This window comes from Sorangiineae bacterium MSr11367, from assembly GCA_037157805.1.
GTDB classification, from domain to species: Bacteria; Myxococcota_A; Polyangia; order Polyangiales; family Polyangiaceae; genus Pendulispora; species Pendulispora rubella.
Window position 1 is genome coordinate 41,976 of sequence record CP089983.1, and the last position, 16,708, is coordinate 58,683.

At 64.3% G+C, this 16,708-nt stretch carries 14 protein-coding genes; 8 read left to right on the forward strand and 6 right to left on the reverse strand.

Features of this window, described 5'->3' with window-relative positions; all coding sequences use genetic code 11:
* Nucleotides 1–115: 115 nt before the first annotated feature.
* Together LVJ94_00160 and LVJ94_00165 are read right to left on the reverse strand one after the other, a co-directional pair.
* Nucleotides 116–745, reverse strand: a complete 630-nt coding sequence (locus LVJ94_00160) for a hypothetical protein (GenBank protein WXB05677.1) — start codon at nucleotides 743–745, stop codon at nucleotides 116–118.
* A gap of 43 nt (nucleotides 746–788) precedes the next feature.
* Nucleotides 789–1,634, reverse strand: coding sequence for a hypothetical protein (locus tag LVJ94_00165; GenBank protein ID WXB05678.1), 846 nt, complete (start codon nucleotides 1,632–1,634; stop codon nucleotides 789–791).
* A gap of 60 nt (nucleotides 1,635–1,694) precedes the next feature.
* Between LVJ94_00165 and LVJ94_00170 the strand changes: the two genes are divergently transcribed.
* The 6 genes from LVJ94_00170 (at nucleotide 1,695) to LVJ94_00195 (ending at nucleotide 8,321) form a co-directional block, all read left to right on the forward strand.
* Nucleotides 1,695–3,101, forward strand: a complete 1,407-nt coding sequence (locus tag LVJ94_00170; GenBank protein WXB05679.1) for a M20/M25/M40 family metallo-hydrolase — start codon at nucleotides 1,695–1,697, stop codon at nucleotides 3,099–3,101.
* A gap of 238 nt (nucleotides 3,102–3,339) precedes the next feature.
* Nucleotides 3,340–3,822 (forward strand): roadblock/LC7 domain-containing protein, encoded by a 483-nt coding sequence (locus tag LVJ94_00175; protein ID WXB05680.1) that lies wholly within the window; start codon nucleotides 3,340–3,342, stop codon nucleotides 3,820–3,822.
* 66 nt (nucleotides 3,823–3,888) lie between these two features.
* A complete protein-coding gene (locus LVJ94_00180; GenBank protein WXB05681.1) occupies nucleotides 3,889–4,476 on the forward strand; it encodes a GTPase domain-containing protein in 588 nt (195 codons plus the stop codon).
* Nucleotides 4,477–4,564: 88 nt separating this feature from the next.
* A complete protein-coding gene (locus LVJ94_00185) occupies nucleotides 4,565–5,374 on the forward strand; it encodes a metallophosphoesterase (GenBank protein ID WXB05682.1) in 810 nt (269 codons plus the stop codon).
* Nucleotides 5,375–5,853: 479 nt separating this feature from the next.
* Nucleotides 5,854–7,980 carry a hypothetical protein gene (locus LVJ94_00190; GenBank protein WXB05683.1) on the forward strand — a complete coding sequence of 709 codons (2,127 nt, stop codon included), beginning with the start codon at nucleotides 5,854–5,856 and terminating at the stop codon, nucleotides 7,978–7,980.
* 44 nt (nucleotides 7,981–8,024) lie between these two features.
* On the forward strand, nucleotides 8,025–8,321 hold the full coding sequence (locus LVJ94_00195) for a (2Fe-2S)-binding protein (GenBank protein ID WXB05684.1): 297 nt from the start codon (nucleotides 8,025–8,027) through the stop codon (nucleotides 8,319–8,321).
* A gap of 8 nt (nucleotides 8,322–8,329) precedes the next feature.
* Here LVJ94_00195 and LVJ94_00200 read toward each other — a convergent pair whose 3' ends face one another.
* The 4 genes from LVJ94_00200 to LVJ94_00215 all read right to left on the reverse strand — a co-directional run bounded on the left by LVJ94_00200 (nucleotide 8,330) and on the right by LVJ94_00215 (nucleotide 11,038).
* A complete protein-coding gene (locus tag LVJ94_00200) occupies nucleotides 8,330–8,818 on the reverse strand; it encodes a nucleotidyl transferase AbiEii/AbiGii toxin family protein (protein WXB05685.1) in 489 nt (162 codons plus the stop codon).
* Nucleotides 8,815–9,054 carry a hypothetical protein gene (locus LVJ94_00205; protein ID WXB05686.1) on the reverse strand — a complete coding sequence of 80 codons (240 nt, stop codon included), beginning with the start codon at nucleotides 9,052–9,054 and terminating at the stop codon, nucleotides 8,815–8,817. The genes LVJ94_00200 and LVJ94_00205 overlap by 4 nt, the downstream gene beginning before the upstream one ends.
* Before the next feature lie 69 nt (nucleotides 9,055–9,123).
* On the reverse strand, nucleotides 9,124–10,080 hold the full coding sequence (locus tag LVJ94_00210) for a COX15/CtaA family protein (GenBank protein WXB05687.1): 957 nt from the start codon (nucleotides 10,078–10,080) through the stop codon (nucleotides 9,124–9,126).
* Nucleotides 10,081–10,111: 31 nt separating this feature from the next.
* Nucleotides 10,112–11,038 (reverse strand): GGDEF domain-containing protein, encoded by a 927-nt coding sequence (locus tag LVJ94_00215; protein WXB05688.1) that lies wholly within the window; start codon nucleotides 11,036–11,038, stop codon nucleotides 10,112–10,114.
* 148 nt (nucleotides 11,039–11,186) lie between these two features.
* On the opposite strand from LVJ94_00215, the gene LVJ94_00220 reads away from it, so the two are divergent.
* Together LVJ94_00220 and LVJ94_00225 are read left to right on the forward strand one after the other, a co-directional pair.
* Complete coding sequence (locus LVJ94_00220; GenBank protein WXB05689.1) at nucleotides 11,187–12,629, forward strand: MHS family MFS transporter; 1,443 nt, start codon at nucleotides 11,187–11,189, stop codon at nucleotides 12,627–12,629.
* A gap of 67 nt (nucleotides 12,630–12,696) precedes the next feature.
* Entirely contained in the window at nucleotides 12,697–16,704 is a 4,008-nt protein-coding gene (locus tag LVJ94_00225; protein WXB05690.1) for a DUF3857 domain-containing protein, read from the forward strand.
* Nucleotides 16,705–16,708: the final 4 nt, after the last annotated feature.

Here is a 16,708-nt window from a genome sequence, read left to right on the forward strand (position 1 = left end):
CACCGCGACAGCCGAGCCGGCGACATATGGAAATAGGCGCCACGCCAATCGGGAAATCATCCTTCCCCTGATGATGCGGAACGATGATTGTGTCAAGCGTGTTTAATAATGGGGATTAGCGATTCGTGCGATCTTCGGCATTCTGCTCGAAATATTGAAGATCGATGAAAAGCCCCGCGGCGAGCAACAGTGCGCGCTCGTCGGGGTTCAGTTCGGCCCCGTAGTCGATGCGGAAGGTGTCCGCATCGGTGAACAGCTCACGCAGAACACCGCCCCACTTTTTGGCGATGACCGCGACCTGCCGGCCCGCGCGCTCGAAGGGAAAGGTCCACACACGCCAGAAAGGAGAGCTGACGGAGAACAGCACATGGCCCGATGCATCGAGCACGTCGAAGCGTTTGCTGAAAAACGCAAAGCGCTGTTGCATCGCACCGATGAAGCGGCCCGCGGCGTCGTACACCTCGAGCCGCTGGAAGAAGAATCGAAACGGGTGCACCGCCCGCAAGATCGGGGTGCGGTGCATGTCGAAGACGTGAAGCTCGAACGATCGCCAGTGCCCGAGGAACTGACGCAACACCATGGCCGCGACGCTTTTGCCCTGCTCGGCCGCGTACAAGATGGGCTGACCCTCGGTGGTGAGGATCTCGTACTTGTTGCGCGACTCGTAGCCGAAGAACTCCGCCAGCTCGCGCCGTTGGCGAATGAAGAGCGATGGATACGCGGACAGCGGCGCCAAGTTCGACATGGATGGCAATGTGCATCGCGTTGGCGCGAACGCAATGGGGGGTCTAACGCAGTGCGCGGACGATGATCTCGGCCAAGCTGGTGGGGGAGCGCACGCCCACGAGGGCAACGTCGGGCACCATGAAGGTCGACTCGACGCACTGCTGGACGATGTCCATCCCCGCGGGGCCCTTGGTGCATCGTTCGGCGAGCATGCGCTCGAGGTTCTCCACGGCATCGCGCGACGCGAGGAAGTCGCCGCCGATGCGGAAGGTGCCCTGCGCATCTGGACCCGCACCGATTTCGCCGATGGCTTCTTCGGCGGTCGCAGTCCACGGCGGATCGAGTGGCGCAGGATCCCAGCGCGGTGCCGTTCGTGGAGCGATGGTCAGCGCATCGCCGTAGGCTTCCGCGTACGCGTGCTCGATCGCGTCGGCGAGGGCGGCAACGTCGATGGGACGCGCGTGCACGTCCTCCAGCGTCGCCGGGGCCTTGCCCTGAAACGAAGCACGCGCCGCCAGAGAGCCCGTCGCGAACGGTGTGGACACGGCGACGAAGGCTTCGAAAGCTGCACGACCCGTGCTTGCCTCGTGGGCGAACCCCACTTGGGCGATAGGGCGCTTGGCCATGCTGATCCAATCGCGCCCGAAGTAGCTCGCCTTCTGCCCCAGCTTCGTGAGTGCGGCAAGGAGCGGGCGCACGTAGCGATTCACCAGGCGCAGCGCATCGCACGGCACGAGCGCCGCCGGGTGCTCGAGCGTCAGAAGCACGTGAAGCGTGCCCCGTCCCACCTCGACCGCGGCACCCCCCGACGTTCGACGCACGCATCGCATGCCCGTGTCCGTTCGCCGCTGAAAGGCACCGAGCACGACGAGGTCTTCCTCCAACGGCGACACGGACAGTGTGTTCAAGAGATTGCGCGGTATCTTAGGCCCACACCTTCTACTCCGAAACCCTAACCCCTAACCCCTATGGACATCGACTGGAACGCCGAGGGCGATCGCTGCGTAGCCCTGCTCGCATCCCTGCTGCGCATCCCCACCGTCAACCGCGGTACCGGTGAGGAAGGCGACGGCGGCGAGACGCCCGCAGCCGAGCTCCTCGCGGACTTTCTCCGCGAGTCCAACGTCGAGCCGCGCCTCTTCACGCGCACCAAAGGGCGCTCGTGCCTCGTGGCCCGGGTGAAGGGCACCGGCGCAAAGCCGCCCATCCTTCTCAACGCACACCTCGACGTCGTGGAGGCCGACGCCTCGCGCTGGGAGCACCCGCCGTTCGCCGGCGAGATCCACGATGGCTACCTCTGGGGACGCGGCGCCATCGACATGAAGCACATGGCCGCCATGAGCGCGTGCGTGCTCTCGCTCCTCGCGCGCCACCCGCATGGCAAGCTCGATCGCGACGTTATCTTCGCGGCGGTGGCCGACGAAGAGGCGGGGTGCGCCGACGGCAGCCTCTTTCTCGTGGAGGAGCACCCCGACCAAGTCCGTGCAGAGTACACTCTCGGAGAGGTGGGCGGCTTCTCGCTGCACCTGTTCGGGCGCACGTTCTACCCGATTCAGGTCGCCGAAAAGGGCATCTGCTGGGTGCGGGCCACCTTCGAAGGCAACCCAGGCCATGGCTCGCTCCCCGATCCGAACAGCGCCGTCGTGCGCATGGCCGAGGCCATCGCCAAGCTCGCGCACACCCGCCTGCCGATGCACCCCACGCCGGCCGTCACCTCCTTCTTACGTGCGCTCGCAGAGCGCCTTCCGCTTCCGCAGCGCGGCGCGCTCTCGCTCCTGGCCCTGCCTGCCGTGGCGGGCGCCATCCTCGATCATCTGGTGGCGGACCCCGATCAGCGGCGGACCTTCGGCGCGCTCCTGTCGAACACCGCCACCCCCACCATTCTTCGAGCGGGCTCCAAGGTGAACGTCATTCCGGGGCGTGCGTCCGTCGACATCGACGGCCGTCTCCTGCCCGGTCAAAGCGAGGCGGCTTTTCTGGATGAGCTGCGTGCCGTCCTCGGGAAAGATGCGACCTTGGAAGTGCTGAGATCGCTTCCGCCCGTGGAAACGACATCCATTAGCCCGCTTTTTGACCACCTCGGTGAAACGATCCGGCGCCACGCGCCCGAGGCGGTCCCAATTCCCTTCGTCATCCCGGGGTTTACCGACGCCAAAGCTTATGCCCGACTCGGCTCGACGTGTTACGGTTTCGCCCCTGTTCGCTTCGACCCAGCACACAAGGATGTCGTCTTTTCCCGTATGTATCATGGACACAACGAGCGCATCCCCGTGGCGGGTCTACGGTGGGGACTGCAGGTTATATATGAGGCCGTCGCGGGCTTCGCGTCCAGCGTGGCCACAACGCCGTGGACGCGGGCTGAGGCGATCGGATAGAACCGTGGCATGCGCCGTGTGCCACACTGGGCGGCGTCTCCGGGTCTGGAGGCGAACCAACGTTTCGCCGGCCCGCTCCATTCAAGGCCGTCACGTGAATCGCGTGAATCAGGTGAGACGGGGGTGGTCGCTTGGGCGGATCGAGAGTATCTACGCGCAAGCTGTTTTCGTGTTTGGTCCCGTTTTGGTCCTGTTTAGTCCCGTTTCGAAGTAGGCATTCTGTCAGCCGAGGCTCCTAATGGTCAACCCGCAGATGGTGATGTACGAAGAGGAGTTCAATCAGATCCAAGCGGTGGTCGATCGCTTGGTTCGCGACGCGAACGCCAAGGTCGTCTTCATCGTCGATAAGAACGGCCAACTCATCGCCGCAAGCGGCGATATCGACAACGTCGACACGACGAGCCTGGCCTCGCTCACCGCTGGCAACATTGCCGCCACGGGGGGCATGGCCAAACTGCTCAAAGAGCAGGAGTTCGCCACCCAGTTCCACGAGGGTGAGAAGGCGAACATTCACATTCAGCTCGTTGGCAACCGCGTCATCTTGGTCGTCATTTTCGACTCACGATCGAGCCTCGGCCTGGTTCGCTTGAGGGTGAAGAAGGCGAGCGAGGAGCTCAATCACATCTTCGAGTCCCTCCTGAAGAAGGTTCAGGAGCCGGGCGCCGATTCACCTTTCGCCGAGATCACCGATGAAGATATCGACAACCTCTTCAACGACTGAGCAGGGAGAGCAGCGCGAGCTCGTGAAGGCGACGCGGAACTCGGAGGGGTACGAGGGCCAGACACGATGAGCTTCATCAATTACATGGCTCGGGAGATCAACTGCAAGTTGGTCTACTACGGTCCCGGGCTCTGCGGAAAGACGACGAACCTTCAGTACATCTACGAGCGCACCAACCCGGAAGCGAAGGGCAAGATGATCAGCCTCGCGACCGAAACGGAGCGAACGCTGTTCTTCGACTTCTTGCCGCTCGCCTTGGGAGAGATCCGAGGCTTCAAGACCCGGTTCCACCTCTACACGGTGCCCGGGCAGGTCTTCTACGATGCATCGCGCAAGTTGATCCTCAAAGGTGTCGACGGCGTCATCTTCGTGGCGGACTCGCAGATCGAGCGTACCGAGGCCAACCTGGAGTCCGTGGAGAATCTCCGGACGAACCTCGCCGAACAGGGCTACTCGCTCGACAAGCTGCCGTACGTCATTCAGTACAACAAGCGTGACCTACCCAACACCGCCTCGGTGGAGGAGCTCCGCCAGATGTTGAACCCCACCAACGTGCCCGAGTTCGAAGCGGTGGCACGCACCGGGGTGGGTGTGTTCGAGACACTGAAGTCCATCGCCAAACTCGTGCTGACCGAGCTCCGCAAGGGTGGGTAACCTGAGGATTTTCCAGCATTTGCGTTTGGGCTTGGGTTTGCTTGTTTTTGCAAGCATTTGACTCCAAGGTCCGTCTCACCCAAGCATCATGCATCTCCTGGCCCTGAGTGATCTGCACGTAGCCGACCGCACGAACCGCGATGCCATCGCGCAGATCGCGGATCACAAAAACGACTGGCTGATTCTCGCCGGTGACATCGGCGAGACGGAGGAGCACCTCGCCTGGACGTTCGAGACGCTCGGCAAGAAATTTGCGCGGCTCCTCTGGGTGCCCGGCAACCACGAGCTGTGGACGACGCCGAAGGCACCGGAGCTGCGCGGCGAGCTGAAATACCGCCGCCTGATCGACGTGTGCCGCGCCTTTGGTGTGAGCTCGCCGGAGGACCCGTACCCCGTGTGGGAGGGTGGCTCGGACGGTCCGTGCATCATCGCGCCGCTGTTCACGCTGTACGACTATTCGTTCCGACCCGACCATGTGACGCGGGCGGACGCCTTGGATTGGGCCAAGGAGCACGACCTGGTGTGCGCCGACGAGTTCCTGCTCGACCCGTACCCGTACCCCACGCGCGACGCCTGGTGTGCGGCCCGCTGCGCGGCGACCGAGGAGCGCTTCACGTCCATCGATTCGTCGCTGCCGACGGTGCTGGTGAACCACTTCCCCCTGCGTGCCGAGCACGCATGGCTGCCCGCTATCCCGCGCTTCTCCATCTGGTGCGGCACGCGGCGCACGCACGACTGGCACCAGCGCTTTCGCGCCCGCGTCGTCGTCACCGGGCATCTCCACGTGCGGACCACGCGCTACCTCGACGGCGTGCGCTTCGAAGAAGTGTCCCTCGGCTACTCGCGCCAGTGGACCCAGGCGCGCGGCGCCGAGAGCTACCTGCGGACGATCTTCTAGAGAGATCGAACCGCCAAGACGCCAAGGTCGCCAAGATCGTTGGGGAGGAACACGATCCAACACCAACCTTGGCGCTCTTGGCGTCTTGGCGGTTCCACTCTATCTTTCAGAGACCGCGCAGATCCCTTAAAGACGAACGGCTCGACGCAAGGCAGGTGCCTCGCTCGAGCTCGAACGACGTCTACGAAGAACGAATCAGACCCTGAAAATCAGGGGCGATTCAGGCGCGCGCGGCGGCCGGTGTTCTTCGACTTGAGCTTGGCGCGGTAGCGCTTGCTCTTCGTGCGGTTGGTCTTGCGCGGCTTCTTGGAAATAACGAGGTACATGGCGGGGGGCCGTTACTAGCCGAGGTGCGGCATCGAGGCAAGGGGCTGTGAAAATCCTCTGTCCCAGTTCCTGAAGTGGGAGCTGGGAGATCACGTGTGGTCTGGGGTAGAGCACGGTAGTCTGGCCGCTTCCTTAAATAAGGAGGGATCCCGATGGCCCGAAATCGACTGATTTTTCCCCTCGAGTTCGCCGGACTGGCGCTGCTGCTGGCGAGCTGTTCCTCGGACAATGCTCAAGCACCCCCGAACGATGCACCGGACAAGGCGTGCGATGCCGCGGAGGTGCTCCAATTTCAGGAGACCGATGGCGATGGCGAGACGGCCATCGAGAACCATTTCTATCGCCAAGGGCCGATGGCGGCGCACATGCTCGCGCGGGCGGGGCGTTCGCTGCGCCTCCTGTTTGCCTTTCCCGCGAGCAACCAAGGGGCGGGCATTTGGTTCGAGGACGTGGCCTCGCCGGTGCAGTTCGGCGTCACCAGCGACAGCCAGCTCGGTTGCGTGAAGCGCGACGATGGGATGCGCGGGCTCTCGGCGCATCTGCGAACCAATGCCACGTCGCTGAAGGTGCATGGCTCGGTGCTCGGCAATGTGCGTTCGCTGCGCGACTATGGGTACAACAACCTGAAGTACAAGGAGCCCATCCCGGCGGGCATGCTCCCGGAGATGAGTTCGACGTCGCCCTCGTCTGGCTTGCTCCTGCGTCGCACGATGACCGACGGCAGGCACCACGTCGAGCTGCGCATCGTGCCCGAGGATGGAACGACCATCACGGCGCAGGGCAGCGACGTCACCTTGGCTGCAGGCGCGCACGGCGAGATCCGCATTCATGCCACGGCGCTGGCGGACGACACGCCGCTCACGCCGTACGCGCACGCCGAGCTGGTGAAGGACGAAGCGGCGGCGAACCGCGACAACCCGCGTGCGCTGCAGGCGCTTTCGTTCCTGACCTACAAAGAGAAATTCATGGCCGGCTCGTGGCGCTTCCTCACGTACTTCGGGCGTGACACGTTGCTCTCCGTGGGCATGCTGATGCCCGCGCTGCAAGCGCCGGTGATCGAGTCGGGCATCGGCTCCGTGCTGGAGCGGGTCGGAACCCAAGGCGCCGAGTTGGGGGACGTGGCGCACGAGGAGGCCATCGGCGACTACGCGGCGCTGACCCACGTGAGCGGGACGCCGCGCCCGAACGATCTGGAGCAACCGATCCTCGACTACAAAATGGTCGACGACGACTTTCAGCTCGCGCCCATCCTCGCGGCGTACTTCGACACGCCCGACGGCTCGGCGCGTGCGGGCGCGTTTCTCGCCAAGAAAACGCCGTCGGGGGCGACGTACGCGGAGGCGCTGAAGCGAAACCTCGCGCTGGTGCTGCAGCAGGCCCAGCCCTACGCCGATCGGCCGTCGGCCACGACGCTGGTGAAGATCCGCGACACGGTGAATGGGCAGAAGAACAACGTGGGCAATTGGCGCGACTCCGACAATGGGCTCGGGCTCGGGCGGTTTGCCTTCGACGTGAACGCTGCACTGGTTCCCGCGGCGCTGGCCGCGGCGAAGAAGCTGTACGCGCGCCCCGAGCTCGGGGATCCCGCGTCGGCCGCCAAGGCCGAGCAGCTCGCCGCCGCCTGGAAGGGCGTGGAGAAGTACTTCAAGGTGACCGTGCCCGCGGCGAACGCGAAGCAGCGGGTGGACGACTACGCGCGCGCCGCGCAGATCGATCCCAAGGCATCGACCGAGTCGGTGAAGGGCGACGTGACCTACTATGGCCTGTCGCTCGGCGCGGACGGCAAGCCCGTGGAGGTCATGCACTCCGATTCGTCGTTCATGTTCTTCTTCACCGATCCTTCGGCAGAGTACCTGGAGTCGGCGGCGGACGACCTCCTGCGGCCATTCCCGGCGGGGATCCTCACGCCGGTGGGGGTCGTGGTGGCGAACGCCGCGCTGGCGACGGATCCGGCGTTGCAGCCGATTTTCACGCCGCGCGACTACCACGGCACGGTGATCTGGTCGTGGCAGCAGGCCATGCTCGCCGCGGGCTTGAAGCGTCAGCTTGCGCGGGCCGATCTCGCCGGGTCGACCAAGGAGAAGCTGCGCGCCGCGGAGACGGCTCTGTGGGCGGCCATCGCGGTGCGGCGGGGCACGACGGGGGAGTTATGGTCCTTTGCCGCCAAGAACGGCGCCATCGAGTATGCGCCCTTCGTCATCCCGGGCGTCGACGAGTCGAACGCGGTGCAACTCTGGAGCACGGTATACCTGGCCGTGAAGCCACCGGTTGCGCCGTAACCGTTGAATTCCGGCGCGAATGAGCGCATGGTGACCGCGCTGCGATGGGCAAAATTCTCGTATGCCGCTGTGAGGACGTCACGCTCCACGAGCTGGAACAAGCCATCGAGCGCGGTCACGACGATCTGGAATCGCTGAAACGCTACACGGGCTTCGGCACGGGGTGGTGCCAGGGCAAATCGTGCGTCGCCTTGTGCGCCCACCTTTTGCGGCAACACGGCGGCTCCGCCGAGCTGCCCATCACCCCGCGCCCACCGCTGCATCCGCTGCCCTTACGCGATCTCGCGGGCCTCGCCGACGTGGCCGAGGACGACGTCGCCAAGGGCCGCCCGCCTCAGTAATCGAAGCGTTAGCGCTGCGCTTTTCCGAGTACCTGGCGAAGCACCTGGGCGTCTGCGCGATCGCGCTCGCGCATGCCCTCCTTCGTAAGGAGCAGGCCGTCGAGGCCGAGTACGCGGAGCTTCACACCGTCGAGATCCACCTCCGTGATGTATCTCTCGAGTTCCTGCCACGAGTGTCCGCACGCGCCGGCCATCACATCGACGGTGAACTCGTCATTGATCCGGATCGCGTACGGCCCTTCCCGTTGAAAGATGTCGTCCTCTCCGCGTAGCTCGCCGGCCGCGCCATCAGGCAGCTTCGCCAAAGCCTCAATCCAGCGGCGCGTGTTGTCAGGGGACGGATCGACGAGGATGTCGATGTCTTCGGAAAAGCGGTTGAGGCCATGCGCGGCGATGGCGTATCCACCGATGAGGGCGTACTTGACGCCCGCCTCCGTTAAGTAACTGGCAAGCAGCTTGAGATCGTCCCACGTTGCCGGGCGGGTGAATTCCGTCACGGCTCGCCGGAGGCGAGGGCTCGGGCGCGCATCGCCTCGATGAGCCAGGATTCGCGGTCTGCATTTGCGGCTTCGTGGCTGGGGTAAATGAACACGCCCTTCGGTGCCCTCGTCGAGTATTTAGCCATCTCAGCCATGGCCTGCCGCGCTTCGATGGTAGGTGGCGTTCCGACGGGGGGACGCTGGCGCCTGCCCACGATTCGGACGAAGTGTTCGTTCGCAAGGGGATCCGACACGAACCGAAGTGTAGCACCGTCCCGCCCATATTCTTTTCAGAAGGAATATGCGCGCGGAAGGCCTTTCTCCTACGACGGCACCGCGGTCGGAGCGACGAGGGGTGCGTTCTTGGCTCCGCTCGGCTCGGGTGCGCGCAAGGCGCTTGCGGACATCAAGATGAGGGCGATCCACACGGCGTCGGCCAGGAGCAGGTGCACGAGCTGCATCGGCACGGGCGCGAGCAAGGTCACGTTGACCACGCCGGCCACCATTTGGGCGAGCACCAACATGGAGACCGCGCGCGCCAAGGGGAGCACCTCCGGTGTGGGGCGCAGGATGCGCGCGAACGTCGCCGCGGCGAGCACGAGGGCCGCCACCACCGTGGCGATGACCGGGTGCAACACGCGCAGGCGCACGAACAGGTGTGCACCGCGCGAGAGATCTTGCGCGAGGCCCTCGGAAAGCGTGTGCACCGGAAACAGCGTGTCCCCCAGCGCGGTGACCGCGCCGCTCGCACCGAGGAGCAGCATACCGCCGAGGGTTACGCCGAAGACCCACGGCAGGGCGCCTTGACGGCGCAGCGAAACGCGGCCGCCGCCGGAGGCCCAGAAGGCCGTGAGCGTCAGGGCTGCGAGCAGGAAGAACGTGTTCGTCAGATGCAGTGCCATCGACAGCGCGCGCTTCGCCGACTTGTCGTGCGCGACCAGCTCGAAGAGCACGAGCGCGGCGCCGATGAGCGCCTCGGCGCAGACGAACCCGAACGACGTCCACGCACCGCGCCGGACCAAGGACCCGCGCGGGTGGCTGCGATGCGCCGCGATGGCCAGCGCCAAGCCGCCCACCAAGGCGAGCCCGCTGGTGATGCGGTGCGACAGCTCCACGATCATCTCCACGCCAGGCGCACGCGGCAGGACCTCGCCATTGCACAAGGGCCAGTGCGCGCCGCAGCCGGCGCCCGAGCCGCTGGCACGCACATAGGCGCCCCAGGCGATGACCAAAAGGTTGTAGGCCAGCAGGCCCCAGGCGAACTTGGCGACGCGCGACACGTCAGCCTTTTGGTCTCAAAACCCGGTCAGGTCAAGTCGCGCCGGTTCCGGCGATTTTTACCCGGTTGCGTCCGCTGCGTTTCGCGGCATAGAGGGCCTCGTCGGCCGCGGAAATGAGCTGCTCGACCTGGTCGGCCTCGACATGGGGGTAGGTGGCGACGCCCACGCTGATGGTCAGCGGGATGGAGCGCTCCTCGTAGTCGAAGGCCGACGTCTCCACCATCTGCCGCAGGCGCTCGGCGAAAATGGAGATGCGCGAGGCATCGACCCCGCGGCAAATGACCCCGAACTCCTCGCCGCCGTAGCGTGCGAACACGTCCTCCGTGCGCACTTGGGCCATGGCCAACTTGGCCAGGCGCACCAGCACGTAGTCGCCGGCGAGGTGCCCATGCGTGTCGTTGATGTTCTTGAAATGGTCCACGTCGAGCATTACCAGCGAAAGCGGCTGGCGGTGCCGTTTGGCGTACGCCAACTCGCTCTCGAGCCGGTCGAGGAAGTGCTTCTTGTTGAACGCCTTGGTCAGCCCATCGCGGAGAGCCGCCTCGTACATCTTCTGCTGGAAGCTCTCCTCGAGATCATCGTGGTACGTGAACTTGAGGATCGTGGCCGAGCCGATGCGGATTTTGTCCCCGTCGTGCAGCTCACGCGACAGCGACACCTTCTCGTCGTTCACCGCGGTGCCGTTGGCGCTCTGCAGGTCTTCGATGAAGACCTCCGTTCCATTCTGGACGATGCGGGCGTGGCGCCGGGAAATTCCGTCGTCGGTCAGCCGAATTTTTGCCGTTGAGGTGCGGCCGATCAGCGTTTCGCCATCCTCGAGGCGGTACATCTGCCCGACGGCGTCGCCCGCGAGCACGATGAGGTATGCGCGATCGCGCGCGGAATTGCCCAAGACAAGATCCAGTGGAGCCTTTCCGACTCGCGTTTTCTCTTCGTCATCGGGCGGAACGCTGGTCATTTTCAGTCAAATGTTCGCAGATTCCCGAAACGGGGGTCAAGGCGCACCATGCCGATAATGACAGCCCACCATTGAAAGCTGTTCCCGCATATACTCTGCGGCAATATCCGCGATGTGCGCGGGCAGGGGGCCAACGAGGGGGCCGAACATGATCGAGAGTGTAGGCATGAAGGATGCTATTTCAGCAGGAAGTGCCAACGATTCGGGCGCCACGGGAGAACCGTTGGCCGACGCATCGACGCTTCGCCGCGTCATCTTCGCGGCGTCTCTCGGTACGTTGTTCGAATGGTATGACTTCTACCTCTACGGAAGCTTGGCCGTTTTCTTTGGCGGGTTGTTCTTTCCAAAGGGAAATGACACCGCGGCTTTGCTCGCCAGCCTTGCGACATTTGGCGCCGGCTTTGGCGTGCGCCCCCTTGGCGCGCTGGTATTTGGCCACGTTGGTGACCTTGTCGGGCGCAAGTACACATTCTTAATCACCATGGCCACGATGGGCTTGGGCACGGCGCTCATCGGGCTGCTTCCGACGTACGCAAGCATGGGCCTCGTCGCAACCGGGATGCTCGTGTTCTTGCGTTTGCTCCAAGGGCTCGCGCTGGGTGGTGAATACGGCGGTGCTGCGACCTACGTGGCCGAGCACGTTCCTGACGGTCAGCGCGGTTTCTACACCAGCTTCATCCAAACCACGGCCACGCTCGGCTTCTTCGTCAGCATGGGCGTCATCGGCCTGACGCGAACGACCGTGGGCGAGGCGGCCTTCAAAGATTGGGGATGGCGCGTTCCATTTCTGATTTCGTTCGTGCTCCTCGCGGTCTCCCTCTACGTGCGCCTCAAGATGAGTGAGTCGCCGCTTTTCAAGAAGATGAAGTCGGAAGGTAAAACCTCCAAGAACCCCATCAAGGAGAGCTTTACCAATCCGGTCAATTTGAAATATGTGCTCATTGCCTTGTTCGGAGCGACGGCGGGGCAGGGCGTCGTTTGGTATACGGGCCAGTTCTACGCGCTGACGTTTTTGCAGGCGACCCTGAAGATCGATTGGAAAACGGCGTACACGCTGGTGTCGATTGCACTGGCCATCACCACGCCGCTCTTCATCGTATTCGGGCGCCTGTCCGACAAGATCGGGCGCAAGAAGCTCATTCTGTCGGGGTGCCTGCTCGGCGCGCTGACGTATTATCCGATCTTCGCGGGGCTGAAGTATTTCGGCAACCCCAATGGGCTGCCTGCGGCCGATCCGGCGCAGATCAACTACGTGGCCATGGTGCTCTTGCTCTCCTTGCAGATGGTCTACGTCTGCTTGGTGTACGGGCCGATTGCGGCGTTCTTGGTCGAGCTGTTCCCGACGAAGATTCGATACACGTCGATGTCCTTGCCGTACCACCTCGGCAATGGCTGGTTCGGCGGGTTCCTCCCGCTCATCGCCACCGCCGTGACGGCATCGGATTGGGCGAAGACCACCTTCGGCAGCGGTGCGATTTACACGGGCCTCCTGTACCCCATTGGCGTTTGCATCGTGACCCTCATCGTGGGTGGCCTCTACATCCGCGAAACGAAGGGCCACCACATCGATGCCGACGTGCACGTGACGTAGCCGGCGGTTTTGACGAAACTTCAGGTCGGAGTGGGCCGAATCTCCCTTCCGTGGGGGCCCCTCCGACATGAAATCGTTCGCACTTCGTACGCTCGCATTGTTCGCGTTCGCCGTTCTGCCCGCGGCATGCCAATCGGGTATGCCGGCCAAGGTATCCGCTCCGGCGGTGGCGGTCCCGCGTGAGGCTTCGAGCGAGGATCCGCCGATTCGCGAGTTGGAAATCTCGAACGAATACGTGTTTGACGCCGCGGGCAACTACACGAGGACGCAGGTGCACCGCTACCGCGTCCTCACCGCGGACGGTCTCGAGGATGCGAGCGACTTCGAAGCGCAGTGGCAGCCTTGGCACATGGCCCGGCCGGAGGTCAGCGTCCGCGTGGTGGACCCTCGAGGCGGCGTGCATCCGGTCGAGCCGGCGTCCTTCGTGGAGAGCAACGTGGAGCAGTCGTCGCCCGGCGTGTTGTCGGACAAGCGCGTGCTACGGGCTCCGTTGCCCGGCCTTGAAATCGGGGCGACGGTCGAGGAGCGCGTGGTGTGGAAGACCACGAAGCCGTATTCGCCCGCGGGCATCGTCCACTCCTATTTCTTCGGCGGGCCTGTGCCAGTCGATGCGACCCGCCTGATTCTCGACGCACCCGAGAGCCTGCCCCTTCGTCATCGCGTGTTGGACGCCAAGGTCTCGTTCAAAGAGGAGAAGTCGAACGGGCGTCGTCGGCTGACCTTCGCGGGCGGTCCATACCCGGCGCTCGAATCGCTGGAGCCGCTGCAAGTGCCCGAAGTGGCCCCGTGGCCGGAGGTGGCGTTCAGCACCGGCAAAAGCTGGCAAGACGTGGCCCGCGTCTACGATGCCACGGTGAATCGCGTGCTCGAAGGGGCCGATCTCACGGCCACGGCGCAATCGGTCGTGTCGAGCGCCGACGCTCCGCGAACCAAGGCGCAGAAGCTTCTGGCCTGGGCGCGTTCGCGCGTGCGCTACGCCGACGTCGAGCTGGGGGACGCCTCGTACGAGCCGGCGAAACCGAGCGAAACGCTGCGGCGCGGCTATGGCGATTGCAAGGACCAGGCGGTGCTGCTCACCGGCCTGTTGCGCGCGAGCGGGCTCGATGCGCACGTGGTCCTGGTCCGCACAGGCCCCGGTGAGGACGTGCGGGAGGACCTCCCCGGTTTCGGCTCGTTCGATCATGCCATCGTGATGATGGTCGACAAAGAGCCCATCTACATGGATCCGACGGCCAGCTACTACCCGGCGGGCGTACTGCCATCGGGCGAGCAAGGGCGGCTCGCGCTCATCGTCGCTCCTGCGACCGACGGGCTCTCGCGGATGCCGGAGCTCACCGCCGCGGCCAATACGTACACGGAGGACCGGGAGGTCTACTTCTCTGATTTCGAAGGGGGACGCGTCGTGGAAACGACGACCGCCACCGGTATCCAGGAGGCGATCCTTCGCGCGTCATTTTCGGGTTCGCGCGATTCGATACAGTCGCAGTTGGATCGCTATACGAAGCAAGAATACGGCGCCACTACGGCGACCAAGACGGACATCGGCCCGGTCAACGAGCTCGACAAGCCGCTGCGCGTTCGCCTCGAGGTTCCCAATGCTTCGCGTGTCGTCACCGATCTCAATGAGGCCGCGGTGATGTTTCTCACGAGCGTGCTGACCTCGTCGCTGCCGAGGTCCCTCTTGTCGACCGAGACGCGGCGCACGCCGGCGCGACTGCCTTCTGCCTTTCGGTCCGAGGTGCGCTACCACCTCGTTCCCCCGAAGGGGTTCGTCCTTGCAGAGCAGCCCAAGTTCGACCCCATCGACCTGGGGTCTGCGCAGCTTTCGCGAACGGTCACGCCGAATCGCGACGGATCGCTGTCCGCGGTGTTTCGCGTCGAAATCGCGAAGACCCGTCTCGAAGCCAAGGAGGTCGAGGCCCTGCGTCAAGGCGTGCGCTCTCTCAACGAGCAAACGAGCACGCTCGTGCGCTTCATGCACGAGGGGGCGAAGCTCGTCGCCGAAGGCAAGCTGCGCGAGGGGATGGACGTGTATCGGCGGTCCCTCGGGACGCCGACGGGACACATGCGATACGCGTCCGCGCTTCTCGATGCAGGCTTGGTGGAGGCAGCGCGCCGCGAGGGGCGCAAAGCCGTCGAGCTCGCGCCGAACATGGCCGTCACCCATCGGCAACTCGGCTTCATTCTGCTCCACGATGCCTTGGGGCGGCAGTTCGCCCCCGGCTCCGATCGCGAGGGGGCCATGGCCGAATTCCGCAAGGCCTTGGAACTCGACCCGAAAGACCTTGCGGCGAGGGTCAACTTGGCGGTTTCACTCGAACGCGATGCGAACGGAGTCAAGTCTCGCAACCCGGACGACTGGCGGCGTGTACTCGAGTTGTACGACGCCATCGATCCTGCGCAGATTACGGACATCTCGGGGGCGGACTATTCGAACAACGCCATCGAGGCCCTTTTGCAACTTGGACGCTTCGATGAAGTGCTGCAACGCCTCGCCAAGCGGTCCCCGGAACGGGCCGCGCACAATTACCGGGCGGTGGCCATGGCGGCGACGCGAGGTGCTTCTGCCGCCATCGACGATGTCGTCCGTCTCGGGTTGAACGATGAATCGCGCGCGCAGGTGCTCGCGTCGGCGGCCGCACACCTTTACCTGCTGCGAAGGTACCCCGAGGCCGCAGCTCTCTACGAGGCGGCCGCGCGAACCGGCAAGGACGCCGCGACGTACCGAGAGAGCGCGAGACAATTGCGGCTAGCGCAGCGGCACGAGACTCTTACGCTCAGCGACAAGAATCCCGAGGATTTCGCGAAGCTAGCCATGCTTCGTTTGGCCTTGGGCAAGGGTAGTGGGCCGCTTTATGCGGAGGCGAGCGATCTTTCGGCGGCGGATGCCGAGAAGCAAATTTGGAACATTCGTCGAGAGTTTGTCCGCCAATTGAAGGGCGTGCCCGTGGATTCTGCGATCGACGTGCTGCTCGCGTCGTGGAAGCTGACACGCGAGACAAAAGGGCCGCTCGAGATCGTGCACGCCGAGACGGCCACGGGCAAGATGACCTTCACGCTCGTGCGTGAGGGGGGCGTCTATCGCCTCCTGTCCGTATCCGACGACATCGGTGATGGCGTGTGTGCGGGCGCGTTGCACGCGCTGAAGGAACTCAGGGACGCCGAGGCGAAGCCTTGGTTGGACTTGGGAAAGAAAATGGTCTCCTCGGTTTCAGCGGCCGACGAGCTGGATGCGCCACTCATGCAGCGGGCGTGGGGTCGCGGCGGGGACATCCGGGCGGCGACCGGTTGCTTGTGCGTAGGGCATACGGATCCACGCCGGCTGGTGAACCTTTTGGTGGAGTCGCGCGATCGGGTCAAGGATCCGGAGCAGCAGCGCGCAGTGGATCAGGCACTGACGATGGCGGCCCTTCGCGCGGAGGACGGTGCGCGTGCGTTGGAAGCGTCTGCGCGGTTGCTTGCGGCGTTCCCGAAGTCGACCACGGCGCTTCATCTGCGGTTCGATGTGCTGAGCCTGACGAATCGGCACGACGAGTTGCGCGCGGCGCTGAAGAAGGAGCTCACGAGTGCGCCCGGCGATCCGTACCTGCTGGCGCTCAAGGCGCAACTGGAGGACCGTACGGGGCACTTCGACGAGGCGGGGAAGACGTGGCGCAAGCTACTCGATACGGGAAGGGCCCACGACTCGGTCTACAACAATGCGGCGTGGAGCAAGTTGTTTCAGGGTAAGCCCACCGAGCAGGCGGACATCGATCTGGTGTTGCGGGGCACGCAGACACCTTGGGGCAACAACGCGCACGCGTTGCACACGCTGGCCATGCTGTACGCCGATGCGGGGCGAGCGAACGAGGCACGCCAAACCTTGCAGCTGGTGGTCGACAAGCAGGAGAGTCACGCGCTGGAGTCCCAGGACTACCTGGTCCTTGGCCGCATCGCGGAGCTCTATGGTCTCGACGATCTCGCGCGCGAAGCCTACGACCGCGTGACCAAGTCGTCGGGCGGCTCGCTTTCCACGTCGTGGGACCTTGCGCAGAAGCGTCGCGCGGGGCTGGGCAAAGTCTTGGTGCGGAAGTGAGCGC